Origin of the sequence: Flavobacterium sp. Root186, assembly GCF_001428525.1 — a bacterium.
Classification (GTDB): domain Bacteria; phylum Bacteroidota; class Bacteroidia; order Flavobacteriales; family Flavobacteriaceae; genus Flavobacterium.
Genome location: NZ_LMHW01000015.1, coordinates 74,338 through 94,291, shown reverse-complemented (window position 1 = coordinate 94,291; position 19,954 = coordinate 74,338). Strand labels below are relative to the sequence as shown.

At 32.1% G+C, this 19,954-nt stretch carries 16 protein-coding genes; 7 read left to right on the top strand and 9 right to left on the bottom strand.

What is annotated here, in order from left to right:
- Positions 1-50: 50 nt before the first annotated feature.
- Positions 51-2,234, bottom strand: a complete 2,184-nt coding sequence (locus tag ASD98_RS19530) for a carboxy terminal-processing peptidase (protein ID WP_056207648.1) — start codon at positions 2,232-2,234, stop codon at positions 51-53.
- Between the two features lie 212 nt (positions 2,235-2,446).
- Between ASD98_RS19530 and surE the strand changes: the two genes are divergently transcribed.
- From surE to ASD98_RS19505, 5 genes are read left to right on the top strand one after another with little or no spacing between them, the layout of a single operon-like run.
- A complete protein-coding gene (gene surE / locus ASD98_RS19525; RefSeq protein WP_056207645.1) occupies positions 2,447-3,226 on the top strand; it encodes a 5'/3'-nucleotidase SurE in 780 nt (259 codons plus the stop codon).
- Positions 3,219-3,491: a hypothetical protein gene (locus tag ASD98_RS19520; protein ID WP_056207642.1), complete on the top strand. Its 273-nt coding sequence runs from the start codon at positions 3,219-3,221 to the stop codon at positions 3,489-3,491. Before surE ends, ASD98_RS19520 begins: the two co-directional genes overlap by 8 nt.
- A gap of 35 nt (positions 3,492-3,526) precedes the next feature.
- Positions 3,527-4,642, top strand: coding sequence for a lipid-A-disaccharide synthase (gene lpxB / locus ASD98_RS19515; RefSeq protein ID WP_056207639.1), 1,116 nt, complete (start codon positions 3,527-3,529; stop codon positions 4,640-4,642).
- A gap of 11 nt (positions 4,643-4,653) precedes the next feature.
- The gene (locus ASD98_RS19510; protein ID WP_056207635.1) at positions 4,654-5,139 is read left to right on the top strand and encodes a C40 family peptidase; all 486 of its coding nucleotides are present in this window, start codon (positions 4,654-4,656) and stop codon (positions 5,137-5,139) included.
- Between the two features lie 56 nt (positions 5,140-5,195).
- The gene (locus ASD98_RS19505; protein ID WP_056207632.1) at positions 5,196-7,232 is read left to right on the top strand and encodes a ComEC/Rec2 family competence protein; all 2,037 of its coding nucleotides are present in this window, start codon (positions 5,196-5,198) and stop codon (positions 7,230-7,232) included.
- Between the two features lie 5 nt (positions 7,233-7,237).
- On the opposite strand, the gene ASD98_RS19500 is transcribed toward ASD98_RS19505, so the two are convergent.
- From ASD98_RS19500 to ASD98_RS19475, 6 genes are all read right to left on the bottom strand, one after another.
- Entirely contained in the window at positions 7,238-7,687 is a 450-nt protein-coding gene (locus ASD98_RS19500; RefSeq protein ID WP_056207630.1) for a hypothetical protein, read from the bottom strand.
- A gap of 267 nt (positions 7,688-7,954) precedes the next feature.
- Positions 7,955-8,407 carry a hypothetical protein gene (locus ASD98_RS19495; RefSeq protein ID WP_056207627.1) on the bottom strand — a complete coding sequence of 151 codons (453 nt, stop codon included), beginning with the start codon at positions 8,405-8,407 and terminating at the stop codon, positions 7,955-7,957.
- A gap of 225 nt (positions 8,408-8,632) precedes the next feature.
- A complete protein-coding gene (locus tag ASD98_RS19490) occupies positions 8,633-9,100 on the bottom strand; it encodes a thioredoxin family protein (RefSeq protein WP_056207624.1) in 468 nt (155 codons plus the stop codon).
- A 52-nt stretch (positions 9,101-9,152) separates the two neighbouring features.
- Positions 9,153-10,637, bottom strand: a complete 1,485-nt coding sequence (locus tag ASD98_RS19485; protein WP_056208225.1) for a peptide MFS transporter — start codon at positions 10,635-10,637, stop codon at positions 9,153-9,155.
- Between the two features lies 1 nt (position 10,638).
- The gene (locus ASD98_RS19480; RefSeq protein WP_056207621.1) at positions 10,639-12,315 is read right to left on the bottom strand and encodes a peptide MFS transporter; all 1,677 of its coding nucleotides are present in this window, start codon (positions 12,313-12,315) and stop codon (positions 10,639-10,641) included.
- 35 nt (positions 12,316-12,350) lie between these two features.
- Positions 12,351-14,522, bottom strand: coding sequence for a S9 family peptidase (locus tag ASD98_RS19475; RefSeq protein ID WP_056207618.1), 2,172 nt, complete (start codon positions 14,520-14,522; stop codon positions 12,351-12,353).
- Positions 14,523-14,702: 180 nt separating this feature from the next.
- On the opposite strand from ASD98_RS19475, the gene ASD98_RS19470 reads away from it, so the two are divergent.
- Positions 14,703-16,025: a hydroxymethylglutaryl-CoA reductase, degradative gene (locus ASD98_RS19470; RefSeq protein ID WP_056207614.1), complete on the top strand. Its 1,323-nt coding sequence runs from the start codon at positions 14,703-14,705 to the stop codon at positions 16,023-16,025.
- Between the two features lie 97 nt (positions 16,026-16,122).
- Positions 16,123-17,037, top strand: coding sequence for a GYDIA family GHMP kinase (locus ASD98_RS19465; protein ID WP_056207611.1), 915 nt, complete (start codon positions 16,123-16,125; stop codon positions 17,035-17,037).
- Positions 17,038-17,058: 21 nt separating this feature from the next.
- On the opposite strand, the gene ASD98_RS19460 is transcribed toward ASD98_RS19465, so the two are convergent.
- Positions 17,059-17,493, bottom strand: a complete 435-nt coding sequence (locus ASD98_RS19460) for a hypothetical protein (protein ID WP_053470008.1) — start codon at positions 17,491-17,493, stop codon at positions 17,059-17,061.
- Between the two features lie 290 nt (positions 17,494-17,783).
- Positions 17,784-19,892, bottom strand: a complete 2,109-nt coding sequence (locus ASD98_RS19455) for a peptidylprolyl isomerase (protein ID WP_056207608.1) — start codon at positions 19,890-19,892, stop codon at positions 17,784-17,786.
- Positions 19,893-19,954 lie beyond the last annotated feature (62 nt).

Genomic DNA, 19,954 nt, shown 5'->3' with positions numbered 1-19,954 from the left:
TAAATTACTTTAAGAAGCGTTTTTTATAACAAATTAAAATTTTAAAATCTTTACGATTTCACCAATTTATCTTTTTTCATTTTAGGAGAAACGCCAGCTTTTACTAAAGATTTAGATTGTAAATCATCTAAAACATTTAATGCTTCTTCAACATAAACATCCTTAGATAATGCCTGGTGCCAAGCTTCTCTTTTTTCTTTTAATGTAGCATCATTATTCATTTCAACCTCTTCGTAAGGCAATGATCTAAACACTAAACTGTTTTTATAATCAGAAATTGGTTTATATTTTTTTCCTTCATTTTCAACTTGTTCCTGAGTTTGTTTAAAACTATTGATGTTCAAGCTGTATATGTTTTCTTTATTCTTAATATCGATCCATTTCGCATTGTCTTCAATTAATTTAAATTGAGGATTTTGTAAAATTCTGTTTTTACTTTTTTCGATAGCCTTAGTAAAGTTTTCGTTAGAAGTCCAAGTGCTGTAATCAGCCGGGTCAATTTTATCCCATGGCATTGCATTGTCAATATCGCGTTCTCCCATTTTTAGGTAAGCATAACGATCTGGCATAACCACGTCACTATGAACGCCTTCTAATTGAGTTGAACCTCCGTTAATTCTATAGAATTTTTGACCTGTAATTTTCAAAGCTCCTAAATCTCCGTAACTTGCATTACGAACAAATTGGTTCAAATCAAGTACATTTTGTACTGTTCCTTTACCGTAAGTTTGTTTACTGCCAATGATAACACCACGTTTGTAATCCTGAATTGCAGCTGCTAAAATTTCAGAAGCCGAAGCAGAGAAACTGTTAACCATAATTACCAATGGTCCGTCCCACTCTATTTTTTTATCTTTATCGTATAAAACTTCTTTCTTTTTACCAGCAGATTTTACCTGAACAATTGGCCCTTCTTCAATAAATAAACCTGCAATATCAACAACCGTTGAAAGAGATCCCCCACCGTCGTCACGAACGTCAAGAACAATACCGTTTATGTTTTCTTTTTTCAGTCTTTCTACTTCAAGAGCAATGTCTTTTCCGGCATCACGACCGTCTTTATTTTCAAAATCGATATAAAATTTAGGCAGATAAATAACGCCGTATTTTAATCCGTTTTTCTCAACAATGCTTGATTTTGCATACGTTTCTTCAATTTCAACAACATCTCTGATAATTGAAATTACTTTAATACTTCCGTCCACTTTTTTAACGGTAAGTTTTACTTCGGTTCCTTTATGACCTTTGATTTTTTTCACAACATCATCAAGACGCATTCCGACAACATCCACAGGTTCTTCGTTTCCTTGAGCTACTTTCAGGATTAAATCTCCAGCTTCAAGTTGTTTTCCTTTCCATGCCGGTCCGCCAGAAATTAACTCATCAATTTGAGTGAAATCATTTTTCTTTGTTAATCTTGCTCCGATTCCTTCTAATTTTCCGCTGATATTTACATCAAAACGATCTTTTTCTTCTGGGGCAAAATAACTTGTATGAGGGTCAAAACGAGCCATGATTGAATTCAAATACACTGAAAACCAGTAATCTTTATTCAAATCTTTAATTACGCTAAAATTATCATCTAAAGATTTTAATGAACTTTCGCGTGTATCTTTTTCTAAAGCATCAAAAGATTTTTCCTGATAAGAAGGATCTTTTTTCTTTTTCTCTTCTTCAATTTTTTGCTTTGTTACAAGAGATGAAAGTGTAGATAATTTAATTTGTTTTCTCCATCTTTCATTGATCTCCGTTAAGTTTTTTGCATACGGAAGCTTCTCATAATCTGCATTAAAAGTCTCATCTGTTGTATAATTAAATGGCTGTGCTAAAATCGTTTTGTAACGTTTTTTGCTTTCTTCCATTCTCTTCATCAACCTTGTATAAGTCAAATTAAAAAATGTCAAATCTTTATTCAAAAACTGATCGTCCAGCATTAACTCATATTGTTTAAATTCATCAATATCAGATTGCAGGAAAAATCTTTTCGAAGGGTCTAATGCTTCGATATAGTCTTTAAAAATACCTTTCGAAAATTCGTCATTTATTTCAGCCGGACTGTAGTGTCCTTTTTCAATAACAAAAGCCAATAATTCTAAAAGTGTCTTGTCTTTATTTGGGTCCGGATCATCATTCTTGTCAGCATTTATTTTAAAAGCAAACAGGGTTAAAGACAAGCATAATACGGCTATAAGTATTTTATAATTTCTTTTCATAAACTTAATAATAGCATTCATCAAATTTTTTAATCTAAGTTACGGCAAAAACTATGCTAACATGCCAAGATCAGTATAATTTTTTGTTAAAGATATAAAAATGTTTGATGCTTAAAAGTCTTCTGGAATTTAGTTTACAATTTTTATTTATTTGTTAGTATTCTACCAAAATCTGTTACTACATTTGCTCTAACAAGCTTTTATTTTGATAAATCAAAAATGGAAAATGCAGCATGAAAGACGAAAAACCTTTAATATTAGTTACGAATGACGACGGAATTCTGGCTCCCGGAATCAGAGCTTTAATAAGCGTCATGGAAACTATTGGCGATGTAATTGTAGTCGCTCCAGACAAGCCTCAGAGTGCAATGGGACACGCAATTACCATAAATAATACTTTATTTCTGGATAAAATTTCTAAAGATGATGACACAATTACAGAATACAGCTGTTCCGGAACACCTGTAGACTGTGTAAAACTGGCTGTAAATGAGATTTTAAAAAGAAAACCGGACTTGTGTGTTTCGGGAATTAATCACGGATCAAATTCTTCTATAAATGTGATTTATTCGGGAACAATGAGCGCCGCTGTCGAAGCCGGAATTGAAGGAATCCAGGCGATTGGTTTTTCTCTTTTGGATTTTGACTGGAATGCCGATTTTGAACCTGCTAAAGCATTCGTAAAAAAAATAGCTTTAGAAACATTAAAAAATAAACTTCCTGCTGGAGTGGTTTTAAATGTTAACTTTCCGAAATTGAGCGAAAAAGAAATCAAAGGAATAAAAATCTGCCGTCAGGCGAAAGCCTATTATGCCCAAAAATTTGACAAAAGACAAACTCCTTATGGCAAAGATTATTACTGGTTAACGGGCAAATTTACAAACGAAGACAATGGCGAAGATACAGACGAATGGGCACTTGAAAACGGATATATTTCGGTAGTTCCTGTTCAATTCGACTTAACCGCACATCATACAATGCAGCAACTTAATACATGGAAATTAAATGGATAAAAAAGAACTCGTAATCGGATTTATTGTTGGAATTTTTACTTCGCTTCTTGGAAGTTATTTGTTTATCAAATTTTTTACAAAATTTGATCTTCCGGCCGGAATTCAAACTATTAGAGAAATGGGATATTTAGGAAAAGTGATTACAATTGGGGCTGTTTTAGATCTTCCTGTTTTTTTAATTCTCTTAAAAAGAAACAAAGAAATGATGGCCAGAGGCGTGATTTTAGCCGTGATTGTTTTAGCAATTTCGACCATAATTATTTAAATCCTATCTTTGTGCTGCAATAAAAATTCGTTGATATGAAATATTACATAATAGCTGGCGAAGCTTCTGGAGATTTACACGGTTCTAATTTAATGAAAGCATTATACGAGGAAGATCCTCAGGCCGACATTAGATTTTGGGGCGGTGATTTAATGCAAAAAGCCGGCGGAACATTGGTAAAACATTATCGCGAATTAGCTTTTATGGGATTTATTGAAGTGGTTTTTAACTTAAAAACGATTTTAAACAATATAAAATTCTGCAAAAAAGATATCGCTGAATTTAAACCCGATGTTTTAATTTTTATTGATTATCCGGGCTTTAATATGCGTATTGCAAAATGGGCTAAAGAATTGAATTACAAAACGCATTATTATATTTCTCCTCAAATTTGGGCCTGGAAAGAAAACCGCATCAATGCTATAAAACAAGATGTTGATAAAATGTTCGTGATTTTGCCTTTTGAAAAAAGTTTTTATGAAGACAAACATCATTTTCCTGTAGATTTTGTTGGGCATCCTTTGATTGATGCTATTCAGAATCAGCCTGCTTTTGATGAAACTGTTTTTAGAGAAGAAAACAAGTTAGGCGAAAAACCAATTATTGCTGTTTTACCGGGAAGCCGTAAACAGGAAATTACTAAAATGCTAAGTGTAATGCTGAGTGTTGTAGATGATTTTCAGGATTATGAATTCGTTATTGCCGGTGCACCAAGTCAGGATTATGAATTTTACCAGCAGTTTATTAAAAACAAAAACATTGCGTTTGTTTCCAACAAAACCTATGATTTATTGCGTTCTTCGACTGCGGCATTGGTTACATCCGGAACAGCAACTTTAGAAACAGCTCTTTTTAAAGTTCCCGAAGTGGTTTGTTATAAAGGAAGCGCCATTTCTTATCAAATTGCAAAACGAATTATTACTTTAAAATATATTTCGCTTGTCAATTTAATTATGGATCAGGAAGTTGTAACTGAATTGATTCAAAGTGAATGTAACACAAAACGAATCAAAGAAGAATTGAACAAATTACTCGAACCTTCTCACCGCGAAAAACTGTTAAAAAACTATGATATTTTAGAGCAAAAACTAGGCGGCGTTGGTGCAAGCAAAAAAACAGCTAAACTTATTGTTGCCGATTTAAAATCTTAAACATTTCTGTTTTGAAAAAAATATTCGTTTTCCTTCTTTTATCAATCATATTGGTTTCTTGTAAATCGACTTCGACTGTTGTGAACAAAAGTGAATCGAAAAAAGAAAACAGATCTATTGTAAAGAATTTAATTGAAACTGCGACAGATAATATTGGTGTTAAATACAAAGCGGGTGGAACTACAAAAAGTGGTTTCGACTGTTCTGGTTTAGTATATACGACTTTTGAATCTGAAAATATAAAACTACCGAGAAGTTCTTTTGAACAAGCAAAAATTGGAAAAATAATTCCGCTTAATGATGCAAAAAAAGGTGATTTAATTTTCTTTAAAACAAATAAAAGTAAGCAGATCAATCATGTTGGGCTTATTACCGAAGTAAATTCAAATGAAATTAAATTTATACATTCTTCTACTTCAAAAGGTGTTATCATTTCTTCTACAAAAGAAGCTTATTATAAAAATTCTTTCGAACAAGTAAACCGGGTAATCGAATAAATACAATTCTATAAAAATATATTTATTTTCTTACAAAATTTTAATACTTTTAAACCATGAAAGTATTAGATTTTCCTTTAATTAAAATTACGATCTGTTTTCTTTTTGGAATTTTAGTTTCTTATAATTGCCAGCCTTCGATTCAAATTTCATTTATTTCTCTTGAAATTTGTTCTCTCCTATTTTGCATTAGTTTTTTTCTTTCGAAGAAAAACAAAAAGACAAACCTTTTCTTTGGAATTTGCAGTTATTTTATTTCATTTTCAACTGGAATCTGTGTTTTACTTTTCCATACTGATACTTTTGATAAATCAAATTATACGCATTCAGAAACAGCTTTTGAGAAGCCTCATTTTATAACTTTTACATTACGGGAAAAACTTAAAAGCAATGATTATAACGATCGTTATATTGGAGTTGTAAATACTATAGACAGTAAGGTTTATTCAGGCAGAATTATTGTCAATGTTCAAAAAGACAGTACTCCAAATGCATTGATAATTGGAAATATAATTAGAGTAAAAACCATTTTACAAAGAACATCTTCGAGTAAAAACCCCAATCAATTTGACTACGCTAAATACTTGGCAGACAAACAAATTTATGCACAAGTTTATTGCAAAAAATCAGAAATTAAGATTAGCCAAACACTCAAAAAAGATATTTGGTATTATTCAGGCCGACTTCATGCCACTATTCTAAAAAATCTTGAAAGTGCTAATTTTAGTAAAGATGAAATGAATGTAGCACTGGCTCTTATTTTAGGACAGCAGCAGGAAATTTCATCAGATATTATAAAGGATTATCAATATTCCGGAGCGACGCATGTTCTTTCGGTTTCAGGACTGCATGTTGGCTTTATAATGCTCTTTATAATGTTTATTTTAAAACCAATTCCTAATACACGAAAAGGCTCAGCAATTAAATTGGTTTCTATTTTAATTTCGCTGGCAGGCTTTGCTGTTATATCAGGTTTATCTCCTTCTGTTTTGCGTTCGGTTGTAATGTTTTCTTTTGTAGCCATTGGCAATCATCTTCGCAGAAGCGGAAACATATACCATACTTTATTAGTTTCTATTTTATTGATCTTACTTTTTGAACCTTATTTCTTGTTTGATGTTGGTTTTCAGCTAAGTTATTTAGCATTGTTTTTTCTAGTTTGGCTTCAGCCGATATTAAAAAAAATCTGGTCTCCAAAAAACAAAATCTCAGTTTATATCTGGGATGCTTTAACGGTTTCATTTGCAGCACAAATTGGCACTTTACCTTTGTGCCTTTATTATTTTCATCAATTTCCGGGGTTATTTTTTGTTACCAATATTATAATTCTTCCCGTTTTATCTTTTACCATGATTGCCGGAATAATCGTCATGATTTTTGCAATCTTTAAAAATCCGCCAGAAATACTTGTTTATCTTTTTGAAAAAAGCATTTTCATTTTAAATCAAATGATCCATTACGTAGCATCTTTTGAATCTTTTGTTATTCAGGATATCAGTTTCAATTTTTATTATTTAATTACACTTTATCTAGTAATAATCAGTGCGATAATTTGGTCAAAGAAACCTAGTTATATAAAACTTAATGTTGTATTTATGTCTGTAATTCTATTACAGCTTTCTTTCATTTACACTAAAAAAGAAACTGCAGATCAAAAAGAGTTAATTGTTTATAATATCAAGAAGAATACGTTAATTTCGAAAAGATTCGGCAGCAATATCACACTTTTTACAAGCGATACAACTGGAGACAAAAGCTCAAAAAACAATGCTGTGAATTCTTATTTAGTTGGCAATTTTAGTTTTTTAAATGAATCGCAGCAAATCAGGAATGTCTTATTTTTTAACGGAAAGAAAATCTCGATAATTGACAGTACTGGAGTTTATGAAAATAAAATTCAGCCTGATATTGTGATTTTGACACAGTCTCCTAAAATAAATATAGATAGGGTTTTAATCGAATTACATCCCGAAATTATTATTGCAGATGGTACAAATGCATATGCAATTCAAAAAATATGGAAATTGAGCTGCGAGAAAAAAAACATCCCTTTTCATGCCACTGCCGAAAAGGGATTTTATAGATTAAACTAATCTTTTTATTCTGGATTTAAAATCAAATTTGAGTCTGAAATAAAAGCTTTCACCCCATTTGAACTATACGGAAGCCTCCCTAATAAATTAAAAGCAGTTTTACCATTTCTAATGGAACCGGTCGTATAACAAACCTCTGGCAGGTTAGCAACTCCAAAGGCATTTTTTAGTTTAATGTTCTGGTCTTTTACTTCACTTGACACTGCTGCATCAGACAAGTCCAACTTTAATAAAATAACGTTCCTTCGGGACCATTTTTCAAATTCCAGTGTTTTAAAAACTTCATTTTGTAAATCCTCTGGAGCATTAGCAGCAGTAAAAAAAATCAATAATGGTTTTCTTTCTTCATTACTTAAGGTAATGGCATCAACCACATTAGTTTTCCATTCTAAATTTTGCGATTCAGCTAAACATGTTACTAAAAAAAATAGCAGGATAAGTAGTTTTCGGGTCATAGTTTATTGGTTTTTGGCTGGTTAATAAAACTAAATTAACACAAAACCTGTTGCCAACAATCTCCATTAAAACAAATAGTTACAAAAAAAGTGCATTAAAATGAATTTAATTATTTAAGATTATTTATTTGAAAAAAACGAAAAATTTATAGTCTTAAAATATTAAATGTACAATTTACATTTTAGCTTGTTTTAAAAAAAATATCCCTTTTCAACATAATTGAAAAGGGATTCTACAAATTAAACTAAGAAACTTAATTTAAATTATTACTCACTCGGATGCAGAATATTATTTGATTCTGCAATCCATGCTTTTGCGCCTCCCGGTTTGTATGCAATTTTACCAAGAGCACTAAAAGTTGTTTTATTTTTTCTTATTGAAGCCATTGCATAACATACCTGCGGTAAATCATCAACTCCAAAAGCATTTTTTAATTTAATGTTTTGTTCTTTATCTCCATCTGAAGCTGTAGCGTCTGATAAATCTAATTTTACTAGAATTACATTATCACGCGACCAAACTGCAAAGTCTGGGGTTTTAAATACTTCGTTCTGAAGATTTTCTGGTACACCTGAGGCAGTGAATAAAATTAACATTGGTTTTCTTTCTTCATTACTAATTGCAATCGCATCAGTCATATTTGTTCGCCAGGCAAGAGTTTGTGCATGCAAGAAAAATGAACCTAAAAAAAACAGTAGGATAAGTAATTTTTTAGTCATAATTATATTGGTTTTGGTTAGTATAGCATGACGAAATTAACACAATATTTTAATTATCCAAATTTAATTAGATCAAAAATTACATTATATGTTTTTTTATTTATAAATAAATATTGAAATAATAATTTAAGCTTAACAAATGAAAATTTTTTCCTACTAAACAAAAAAACTCCTTACATTAATGTAAGGAGTTTTATATATAATCTTGATATAAAATTAAATTCTCTAAGACTTTTTAGGATGAACAATTCCTTCTGCAACCGTTAACCAAGCCGATGGTCCTCCGGCAACATATCCTGTTTTACCAAGACCTGTAAAATTAACTTTCCCATCTTTTGTTTGTGCACTTGTAAAATATACTGTTGGAAATCCCTGAATTCCAAAAGCCTGCTGCAATTCATTATTTTGACTTTTAATCTCCGGAGTCTGAGGAACGCTTCTTGGATAATCCAATTCAACTAAAACAACATTATCAGCGGCCCATTTTTTAAATTCTGCAGTTTTTAAAACTTCGTTTTGTAAACGAATACACCATCCGCACCAATCACTCCCTGTAAAGAACATCAACATAGGTTTTTGTTCCTTATTACTTACCGTGATTGCTTCTTTAACATCAGTATACCATTTTAGTTCCTGAGCCTGACTAGCAAATGCTCCAACTATAAAAAAGGCTGTTAATAATATTCTTTTCATAACGTATTATTTTTCGCAAATTTAAACAAAAAATGAATTAAAAAACATCTATTTATTTTACTTCTTGCATTAGTTTTCTAATTAATGGAGTTAAAACAATTAGTGCAATACCCGCAATAAGCGAATATACTGCTAATTGATAATATCCATCTGTATAAGCAATAAGTTTAGACATTAAGGTTGTACCCGTATTTGCATCAGACATTTCAGCTCCTAATTTTCCGGCAGCAAATTGTCCAAATGCACTTGAAAGGAACCATAGTCCCATCATCATTCCAAATAGTCTTTTAGGTGATAATTTCGTAATTACCGACATTCCGATCGGTCCAATACATAATTCTCCAAGAGTATACAAAAGATATCCTAAAGCAAATACATCCAGAGAACTTAATCCGTCTGCAGCTACAAAAAATCTGGCGCTGTAAAAAATAAAGAATCCTGCAGCCAGCAAAATAAATGACAACCCAAATTTAATAACTGTATTAGGCTCAATTTTTCGCTTGAACATAAATATCCATAACAACCCAACCAAAGGACTGAAAATAATAACATAAAGTGAATTTATACTATTGTTTACCACATTTGGATCAATATTAAAAAACAACAATTTGTTCGATAAATTATCTTTTGCAAATAACGACAAAGATCCTCCAGATTGCTCTGAAATAGCCATAAACATGAAGTATCCAAAAATAAACACAAATGCTGCCAAAAGTTTACGCTGTTGTTTTGAGTCTTTTATTTGTATTAACTCAAACAAAAAATATCCTATCGCCGCAGCTCCAATTGTATACATGAAATACTCTGTAAAATCAGAATTGATAACCATTATATACACCAATGGAATTACAATAAAAGAACCTACATAAACCGCTATTTCATATAGATTACGTTTTTTAGGTGTGTGATTTTCTAACGGAGAATTTCCAATTGGCGCTAAATGTTTTTTAGTTAAAAGAAAAGTCACAACGCCAATAATCATAACGATTGCTGCTGAAAGAAAACAAAGGCTCCATGAATAGTTCTTTCCTAAGTAAATAGGAATTGCACCACCAAGCATTCCTCCAATATTAATTCCCGCGTAAAATAACCCGTAACCTGCGTCACGGCGTCCGTCATTTTCATGATATAATTCCCCTACCATTGAAGATACGTTTGGCTTAAAAAAACCTGTTCCAATAATAGAAAGTGTTATTCCGTAATAAAAGAAATCATGCGGAGAAGCTGCAATCAGCAAATTCCCCAAAATCATTACGATTCCTCCAAAAAGAAGTGATTTTTTAAATCCTAGAATTTTATCTGCAAAAATACCTCCAATAAAAGTAAATGCATAAACAAAAGCCTGAATTGCTCCGTATTGTAAATTTGCTTTCCCTTCCAATAAACCTAACTGGTCTACCATAAAAAAAGCTAAAACCCCTCTCATTCCGTAGAAACAAAAACGTTCCCACATTTCAACTAAAAACAAGTACCATAATTGTTTTGGGTACTTGCCTTTAAAATTTTGAATCTGTTCTAAAGTAATTTCTTTTTCCATCTTATCTAACACCGTGCATCATTTTTTTCAACAATGGAGTCAAAGCAAATAATATAATTGCAGCGATACCCGTAAGAACAACAAATACCATAAAAAACTCATATAAATTATGAATTTCAAATCCGACGAAAATAGGATTGTGATCACTAATTTGATGTTTATCTAATAATGCTAATTGTTCTGCAGTTGGCGTAATTTTTTTATCCAGGACAGCCTGAAGATCAATTCCTAATTCTTTTGCTTTTGCAAATTTATCACCAGTTGCAGGAAGGATTGAACCTAAAGTTCCTCCTAATGCGTAACCTGATGCGTTTGATAAGAAAAACACTCCGTATAATAGTGACGCAAAACGTTTTGGAGATAATTTACCAACCAATGACAAACCAATTGGAGATAAACATAACTCTGCACATGTATTTAAGAAATATAATAAGATTAACCATTTTACAAGCAACAATCCTGAAGTTCCAATGAATGAAACCTGAGTCGCAATCATGAAGAAACTAATTGAAATAATTACTAATCCGGCTGCTAATTTTACTGGTGAAATTGGTTCTTTGTCTTTTGCTCTTAAAGTATCCCACAGAATACTAAAAGGAACTGCCATTACAACAACAAAAAGTCCATTAAAAATTTGAACCATTGATGGCGGCATTAGGTAGCCAAAGAAATGTCTGTCGGTTTGATTATCTGCAATAAAAGTTAATGAAGAACCTGCTTGCTCAAACGCCGCCCAGAAGAAAATAATAAAGAACGAAACAATGTAAATTACAATAATTCTGTCTCTTTCAATTTTAGTTAAAGAAGTATCCGAAATAATTAATCCGGCTAAAGCCAATCCACTTGAATAAATCAAAGTGTAAATTAAATTTTGACCTACAACATAATGAAAAAAGAACCCTAAGGCAATAAATGCAAGCCCTGCAAAAACCAAGGCTTTGTTAGAAAAATTAGCTTTTTGAGCTTCTCCTTCTTCAAAATCTTCTGCAACATTTTTAGAAGGCAAACCTCCTAATGGTCTTCCTTCCGGAGAAACCACATATTTATTTTTCAAAAAGTAAAAAAGAATAGTTCCGATAAGCATTGCGCCAGAAGCCGCCATGAATCCCCATCTAAAAGCATGAATATCTCTAATTCCTCCTGCATCCTTTACGTCTCCTAATAAAGGGCAAATAGACTGACCTAAGAAAGCACCAATATTAATTCCCATGTAGAAAATTGTAAAAGCTGTATCCAGTTTAGTTTTTTCCTGTTTTGGATATAAACTTCCCACCATACTAGAAATGTTTGGTTTAAAGAATCCGTTACCAAAAACAATTACACCTAATCCGCAGTACATAATAGCTTTTGCCATTTCTAAATTAGATTCAAAAACACTTCCGCTGGTAAATAATAACATTTGACCAATTGCCATTAATAATCCTCCTAAAAGAATACAATTTCTGTTTCCTAAAAAACGGTCGGCAATAAAACCTCCTAACATTGGAGTTAAGTAACAAAGTCCAAGGAAACCTCCATAAATTAAAGACGCTTCTTCTTCCTTCATTAATAATGAATTCACAAGAAATAAAGTTAATAAAGCTCGCATTCCATAAAAATTGAATCTCTCCCACATCTCCGTTCCAAACAATACCCAAAGTCCTTTTGGATGCGCAGTTTTTACTTGAGTTTCTTTCATACTATTCACTATTTATTTAAATTGATAAAGTTCTATTATAAGTTTTCTTTGATAAAATTAGTCATTTTGTTATACAACTGAATTCTTGTTTTTCCGCCATAAATACCGTGGTTTTTATCTGGATATATTTGAGATTCAAATTGCTTATTAGCCTGAATTAATGCTTCCATCATTTGCATTGAATTTTGCACATGAACGTTATCATCACCAGAACCGTGAATCAATAAAAATTTACCTTTTAATTTATCAACATGATTTATAGGAGAGTTTTTATCGTATCCGCTTGCATTTTCCTCAGGCGTCTGCATGTATCTTTCTGTATAAACGCTGTCATAAAATCTCCAGTTTGTAACCGGAGCAACAGCAATTGCCATTTTAAATACATCATTCCCCTGGAAGATACAATTCGAAGACATAAAACCTCCATAACTCCATCCGAAAATTCCAATTCTTGAAGCATCAACATATGGGTATGCTCCAATTACTTTTGCAGCATCAATTTGATCTTCAACTTCGTATTTCCCTAACTCTTTTTGCGTTACTTTTTTGAAATCAGCACCTTTAAAACCAGTTCCTCTTCCGTCAACACAAGCTACGATGTAACCTTGCTGTGTAAGAGATAAAAACCAATAGTCATCATTGTTGTTCCAATCGTTGTTTACCTGCTGTGATCCCGGACCAGAATATTGGTACATGAAAACAGGATATTTTTTTGAAGGATCAAAATCTTTTGGTTTTAAAATCCATGCATTCAATTCGTTTCCTTTCGCAGTTTTTAAAACGAAGAATTCTTTTGCAGGAAGGTTATACGCTTTTAACTTATCAGCAAGAGCCTGATTGTTTTCGATAACCTGAATTTCTTTTCCTGTTTTAGCCTCGTTTAAAGTATACGTTGTCGGCACTAAATTACTTGAAAAAGTGGTAATAAAATATTGAAAATTCGGGCTGAAAGTTGCCGCGCTTGTTCCCACTTTTGTAGTTAAACGGGTTTTATTTTTTCCGTCTAAACCAATTCTGTAAATATCTCTGTTGATAGAACCATTTTCTGTAGACTGGTAGAAAATAGTTTTTGTTTTTTCGTCGAAACCGTAGTAAGAAACAACTTCCCAGTTTCCTTTTGTAACCTGATTTTTAAGTTTTCCGGTTTTATCATAAACATAAATATGATTGAAACCGTCTTTTTCGCTTGTCCAGATAAAGCTGTTATCTTTTAAGAAAGTCAAATTATCTGTAACATCTACATAAGCTTTGTCTTTTTCATTCAAAACTACTTTTGCAGCAGCCGTTGTTCCGTCAACAAATAACAAATCAAGATTATCCTGGTGACGGTTTAAAACCTGAGCAGATAATGTATTGTTATCATTTGTCCATTGCATTCTTGCAATGTAGAAATCATTATAATTGCCTAAATCAACTTTTTTAGAAGTATTTCCTGCCGCATCATATATATGTAGTGAAACTAAAGAGTTTTTTTCTCCGGCTTTAGGATATTTAAACGTTTCGATAGTTGGATATAAATCTTTTTTGAAGATCGACATTGAAAACTCAGGAACCTGGCTCTCGTCAAAACGAATATAAGCTAATTTTTTACTGTCTTTACTCCAGTCGAATGCGCGAACAAAAGCAAATTCTTCCTCGTAAACCCAGTCCGTAATACCATTAATGACTGCATTTTTCTTTCCATCAGTAGTAACCGCTGTTGATTTTTTTGAAGCTACATCGTAAACATATAAATTGTTTTCTCTAGCATAAGCAATCTTAGTTCCATCTGGAGAAAAAGTTGGCTCTTGAATTTGAAAATCGAAAAGTTTAGTTAGTGATTTTGAAGCGATATCGTATAAAAAATAATCTGCTGTAAAAGAGTGGCGGAAGATTTGATTAGAATTACAAGCAATTAAAATCTTTTTTTCTGAAGCATCGAAGGTATAGCTGTCAATTCCGTCTTGAAGTTCTTTGTGGTTTTTAGTATCAACAAGGTTCGATACTTTTTTTAAGGTTGCAAAATCATATAAATCGATCTGCATTGTTCTGCTGGTCTGATCAACATTTAAGACCGTATATTGATTTGTGTTTTTTAAAGATTGCAATTCGTCCATTCCTTTTGCCCGAAATGCGCCACCATAAATGTTTTCGACCGTTATTTTTTGCTGCCCAAAAACCGATGCAACTATAAATAAAAGTACTACAGTAATTTTACTTGTATTCATTAGAATTATTTTAAATATAAAAAGAGCCCAATTTTAGTAAAAAAAATAAACATAATACACATTTTAAGTGTTAAATGTTAAAAAAAATAACGATTGCGTACTTCCATGTTTGAAATAGATTACAATCAAAACTCTTAAAATAGTATCTTTGCAGCAACATTATTATTTAATATATTGAGAATGAACAACGCTGTTGCAGGATTTTCTAAATTATCCAAAAAAGAAAAAATTAACTGGATTGCCAACGAATATTTTTCGGCTCCTGAGGAAGCCTTAAGTATTATAAGAAATTACTGGAATTCAGACGAAAAGCTCCAACAGCTTCATGATGAATTTATTGAGAATACAATCACCAATTTATATATTCCGCTTGGAGTTGCTCCCAATTTCTTAATTAACGGAAAGTATAAAACGATCCCAATGGCAATTGAAGAAAGCTCTGTTGTCGCCGCAGCATCAAAAGCTGCAAAATTTTGGGCTACACGCGGAGGATTTAAAGCAACCATAATTGATACTGAAAAAATTGGTCAGGTTCATTTTACTTTTAATGGTGATGCCGAAAAACTTCAATCTTTTTTTGAACAAATAAAATCCAAATTCTTTTCTGACACTCAAAGCATTACCAAAAACATGCAGGAACGCGGCGGCGGAATTTTAGATATTCATTTAAAAGACAAACGAAATTTACTCGAAAATTACTTTCAGCTTCATGCCTCTTTTGAAACCAAAGACAGTATGGGTGCGAATTTTATTAATTCATGTTTAGAGCAATTTGCAACGACTTTAAAAGAAGAATTTCACCATTCTGATTTATTTTCTGAAGAAGATACACTGACTGTAATTATGAGTATTTTGTCTAATTATGTTCCGAATTGTCTTGTAAGAGCCGAAGTTTCCTGCCCAATTGAAGATCTAGTCGAAAAACACATTACAAATCCGCAGGAATTTGCAGAGCGTTTTGTTCAGGCTGTTCAAATTGCCGAAGTTGAACCTTTTAGAGCCGTAACACACAATAAAGGAATCATGAATGGTGTGGATGCGGTGGTTTTAGCAACAGGAAATGATTTTAGAGCGGTTGAGGCCGGAGTTCATGCTTATGCTTCAAAAAACGGACAATACGCAAGTTTATCTCATGCTAAAATCGAAAACGGAATTTTTACTTTCTGGCTTGAAATTCCTCTGGCTTTGGGAACAGTTGGCGGATTAACTTCATTGCACCCTTTGGTAAAATTATGTTTAGAAATACTTGAAAAACCTTCTGCAAGAGAATTAATGGAAATAACTGCAGTTGCCGGTTTAGCACAAAATTTTGCTGCTTTACGCTCTCTTACTACAACCGGAATTCAGGAAGGACACATGAAAATGCACCTAAATAATATCATCAATCAATTTGAAGCTACAGACGAAGAACGTCATTTAATTAAAGTACATTTTAAGAAAAACACAGTTTCGCACAGCGCTGTAGTTGAATTTATTGAAAGTTTAAGAAAACAAAATAAATAAAAATTCCGAAAATTATAGTCTTTAAGTAAAATTCCAAATTCCAATTATCTTTGGAATTTGGAGTTTAAAATATTGGAATTTGTTTTAAAATCTAAGCATGAAAACAACCTTTTACAGTAACGGAAAATTATTTATTTCCGGAGAATATTTAGTTTTAGATGGCGCAGATGCCTTTGCTTTACCAACAAAATTTGGTCAAAATTTAGTTGTAGAAAATGGCGAAAACCAAATAATAGAATGGAAAAGTTACGACTACGATAACAAGCTTTGGTTTGAAACTACTATTTCATTTGAAGAAGTCATCAACAATGTTGATTCTGAAATTGAAACAGTAAAAACAACCTTAATTAATATACTTCACGAAGCATACATTTTAAATCCCGAATTTATTCAGCAATCAAAAGGATATAAGATAACAACAAACCTTACTTTCCCAAGAAATTGGGGATTAGGAACATCATCTACTCTAATTAACAATATTGCACAGTGGACAAAAATTAATGCCTTTACACTTCTTAGAAACAGTTTTGGGGGAAGCGGTTATGATATAGCCTGTGCGCAAAACAACACTCCTATTTTATACAGGGTAGAAAACAATTTTGTTAAACCAGTTACTTTCAATCCAGACTTTACAACAAACATTTTCTTTGTTTATCTGAATGAAAAACAAAACAGTAAAGCAGCAATACACGCTTACAACAAGCACAAACAGCAAAATTTAGCAAAAAACGTTATTGAAAACAATAAAATAACACATACTATTTTAAATGCTAAATCCTTAAAAGAGTTTGCACATGCAGTCGAAAAGCATGAAATTCATTTAAGCAATATCATGGAAATAAAAACGATCAAAGAAATCGCTTTTCCTGATTTTAATGGTACAATTAAAAGTCTTGGTGCGTGGGGCGGCGATTTTGTAATGGTGATTTCTAAAGAAAATCCAAGAGATTATTTTGCATCAAAAGGCTATGATACAATACTAACCTATGATGAAATGATTTTACAGGAGTAATTGTTTGATCAAAGAACTAAATTAAAAATTTACTTTTTGATCACTAACGTGTTCCGCTTCAAGACGTCGAACTTTTTCATTTTCCTGTTCGTTAGATTCGATAAGTGTGTTGTGCAGACGTTCTGCCATTTTTTCTATACTATTTGTAATAGAATCATAAACCAATTCCATTCTGCGATGTTTTTCTTCTTTTACAGCTTTTAAAACATCTTCAACAAAAACCTTATCGTACTTTTCAGCCACAGAATCGCGAGTATTAGTAAGCCTGATCACATAATCGTTACTTAATATCGTAACTTTAAAATGCTGTTCTTCATTGCTTAAATAATACTTACCTCCTAATTCATCAACATTGATGTCAGTACTGCTCACTTTTAGAAGTTCCGTAATTATTCCAAAAATATGATTTTCAATTTTGGAATACACTTTAGGTTTTCTTCTCAGTAGATTAAACATAAACATTAAACGCCCCAATTTTTAAAGTATTTGTTTATCATTCTTTTTCAGTTTTTATTTACAATTCGGCAAATAAAATATACCTCGTTACAACAAAAATTCCGACAAATTAACTGTAATATTTTGAATATCACAAATTTTTTGAATTATATTTCGATTATTCCCATATAGTTAAGAAAAATATATAAAGCATTTACTACAAAACAATTACGAAAAATATTAAAAAAAGAAAACCCGAAACATTCGATTAAATGTTTCGGGTTTTTTTGTATGATTTATTTTACTAGAAACTAGTAATTGAATTGTAATCTGTTGTCTTCAATTTTAGCATTGTTTTTCAACGCCGGTAAAATTCTGCTTGCATCTGATGCGCTTTGAGCTTTTACTTTAGCAACATATTCTGCATGATTTGCAATTGCAGGAGCTTTTACAGTGCTAATGTTTTTCACTACATAAACTCCAGTGTTTCCTTCAATTGGAGCAGAGATTTTGTTTGCAGCTAAAGCAAATGCATTACCAACAACTTTTGGCTCTTGTCCAACTCCACCAGGTAAAACCGGATTATCAAGAGTTACGTTTGCTGCTTGTTGTACTGCTACACCAGCGCTTTTTGCAATAGCTTCGATAGTTGAACCTGTCAATTTACCTTTTAAGATTTCAGCTTTTTTCTTGTTTTTCAAGATTGGCTCAACGTAAGGTCTTGCCATTGTAACAGAAACTAAACCTGATTTGTTTTCGCTTTTGTATTGCGCAATTACGTGCCCAATGTTAGCGATTTCAAAACGTTTTACATCTCCTGTATTAGTTTCTTTATCAAATGCCCATCTTACAATGTTTCTTTGGTTTCCTAATGGTCCAAATTGCTCATCCATAGCTCTTGCAGATATTGGAGCAGCAACTTTTAAACCTAATTCTTTAGCAGTAGCAGCAAAATCTTTGTCTGCAGCTTCCATTTCGAATTTAGTAGCCAATGTAAATACTTTATCAGAAGTAGCTTCAGAAGGCTCAATTTTTTGAGCAATTGTAGCTAAACGAATTCCGTCTTGTTTGTCAGTAATTTTGATAATGTGGAAACCTAGTGGAGTTTCTACTAAACCAACTTTTCCAATTCCATTACTGAATACAAAATCACTAAATGGTTTTAATGCAGGCGGTAATTGATTTTGACTAAAGTAACCAACATCACCTCCTTGTTGTGCAGATGCATCATCAGAGCTTGTAAAAGCAAGCATCATGAAACTATCCGGATTAGCTTGAGCTTGAGCTAAAATTTCTTCCGCTTTAGCTTTTGCTTCTTCTTTAGTTCTTTTTTCTTTTGGATTTTGGGTTTGAGAACCTTCGTAACCAATTACAATTTGACTTGCTTTCGCATTAACTCCAGCTTTAAACCCTAAAGATTTAGAAATTGCATAATATTTTCCGTATACATAAGGACCATAAATTGCTCCGGCAGGTAAGCTGAATAATTTGTCAGCATCTACTGCAGGCAAAGCGTTTTTAGCAACATAGGTAGAATCGTAAGGAACATCAGAATTTGCGTTTACAAATTCAGCAATGTTTGTTGCGCTTTTAAAACCTGGTAATGTATCGTTTTTACCTGTTTTTGCGTTGTATTCTACTCTACCGTTTAATAAAGAAGTGATTTTAGCTTTAATTTCAGCTTCATCTTCTTTTGAAGGTTTATCTTCAACTAAAACGTATTGAATTTCACGAGTATCTTCAGCTTTGAATTTTTTCTCGTTTTTCTTCATATAATCTACGATATCTGAATCAGAAATTTTTACTTCACTATCTTTAATAGAAGAATATAAAGCTCCGGCATAAGCAAAGTTTACTTTGTTAGCTTCCATTTCATACTTCAGCTTTCCTTCACTAGCAGTTGTGTAAAGTCCAGATTTTATTAAAGTATTGTAAATTTGAAATTTTGCGTTTAATTCAGCATCTTTTTCTTTTGCAGAAATAAATTGGGCTGCCTGAGGATTTACTTTGATATAGTCTTTAAATTTTACAACATCGAACATTCCTGCTGCGTTTAAAAACATAGGCTCTTTTCCAATACTAGGATCTGCTTTTAAAACTTCAATTAAGTGTTTTTCGCCAACTCTCAATCCTAATTTATCAAACTGAGTTGATAATAATGCGATTGAAACTTCTTGATCCCAAACTCTGTTTGCAGCTTCAGTGGAAGTAATTCCTTGACCACTTTTTTCAAGATTACTAACTTTAACTCTAAAGTCTTCAAATGAAATATCTTTTCCATCGATGCTTCCTACATCTTTTGAACTTTGACCAAATGTTCCTCTAGTAAATAAATCTTGTATTATAAATGCAAATAATGCAAGTGCAATAACACCTATCAATAGAGCTGAACGCTGTCTAATTTTTGCTAAAACTGCCATTTTAATTATCGTTAATTTTATATTCAGTTTGCGAAAATACAATTATCTAGTTAATAACAATA

What these genes read in the sequence shown, in the direction of transcription:
- ASD98_RS19500 (WP_056207630.1), bottom strand. Translation starts at nt 7,687, where the DNA reads ATGACCCGAAAACTACTTATCCTGCTATTTTTTTTAGTAACATGTTTA.
- ASD98_RS19520 (WP_056207642.1), top strand. Translation starts at nt 3,219, where the DNA reads ATGGATAAAAAAGAACTCGTAATCGGATTTATTGTTGGAATTTTTACT.
- ASD98_RS19530 (WP_056207648.1), bottom strand. Translation starts at nt 2,234, where the DNA reads ATGAATGCTATTATTAAGTTTATGAAAAGAAATTATAAAATACTTATA.
- ASD98_RS19490 (WP_056207624.1), bottom strand. Translation starts at nt 9,100, where the DNA reads ATGAAAAGAATATTATTAACAGCCTTTTTTATAGTTGGAGCATTTGCT.
- ASD98_RS19460 (WP_053470008.1), bottom strand. Translation starts at nt 17,493, where the DNA reads ATGTTTAATCTACTGAGAAGAAAACCTAAAGTGTATTCCAAAATTGAA.
- ASD98_RS19505 (WP_056207632.1), top strand. Translation starts at nt 5,196, where the DNA reads ATGAAAGTATTAGATTTTCCTTTAATTAAAATTACGATCTGTTTTCTT.
- ASD98_RS19455 (WP_056207608.1), bottom strand. Translation starts at nt 19,892, where the DNA reads ATGGCAGTTTTAGCAAAAATTAGACAGCGTTCAGCTCTATTGATAGGT.
- ASD98_RS19495 (WP_056207627.1), bottom strand. Translation starts at nt 8,407, where the DNA reads ATGACTAAAAAATTACTTATCCTACTGTTTTTTTTAGGTTCATTTTTC.
- ASD98_RS19465 (WP_056207611.1), top strand. Translation starts at nt 16,123, where the DNA reads ATGAAAACAACCTTTTACAGTAACGGAAAATTATTTATTTCCGGAGAA.
- ASD98_RS19485 (WP_056208225.1), bottom strand. Translation starts at nt 10,637, where the DNA reads ATGGAAAAAGAAATTACTTTAGAACAGATTCAAAATTTTAAAGGCAAG.
- surE (WP_056207645.1), top strand. Translation starts at nt 2,447, where the DNA reads ATGAAAGACGAAAAACCTTTAATATTAGTTACGAATGACGACGGAATT.
- ASD98_RS19475 (WP_056207618.1), bottom strand. Translation starts at nt 14,522, where the DNA reads ATGAATACAAGTAAAATTACTGTAGTACTTTTATTTATAGTTGCATCG.
- ASD98_RS19470 (WP_056207614.1), top strand. Translation starts at nt 14,703, where the DNA reads ATGAACAACGCTGTTGCAGGATTTTCTAAATTATCCAAAAAAGAAAAA.
- lpxB (WP_056207639.1), top strand. Translation starts at nt 3,527, where the DNA reads ATGAAATATTACATAATAGCTGGCGAAGCTTCTGGAGATTTACACGGT.
- ASD98_RS19480 (WP_056207621.1), bottom strand. Translation starts at nt 12,315, where the DNA reads ATGAAAGAAACTCAAGTAAAAACTGCGCATCCAAAAGGACTTTGGGTA.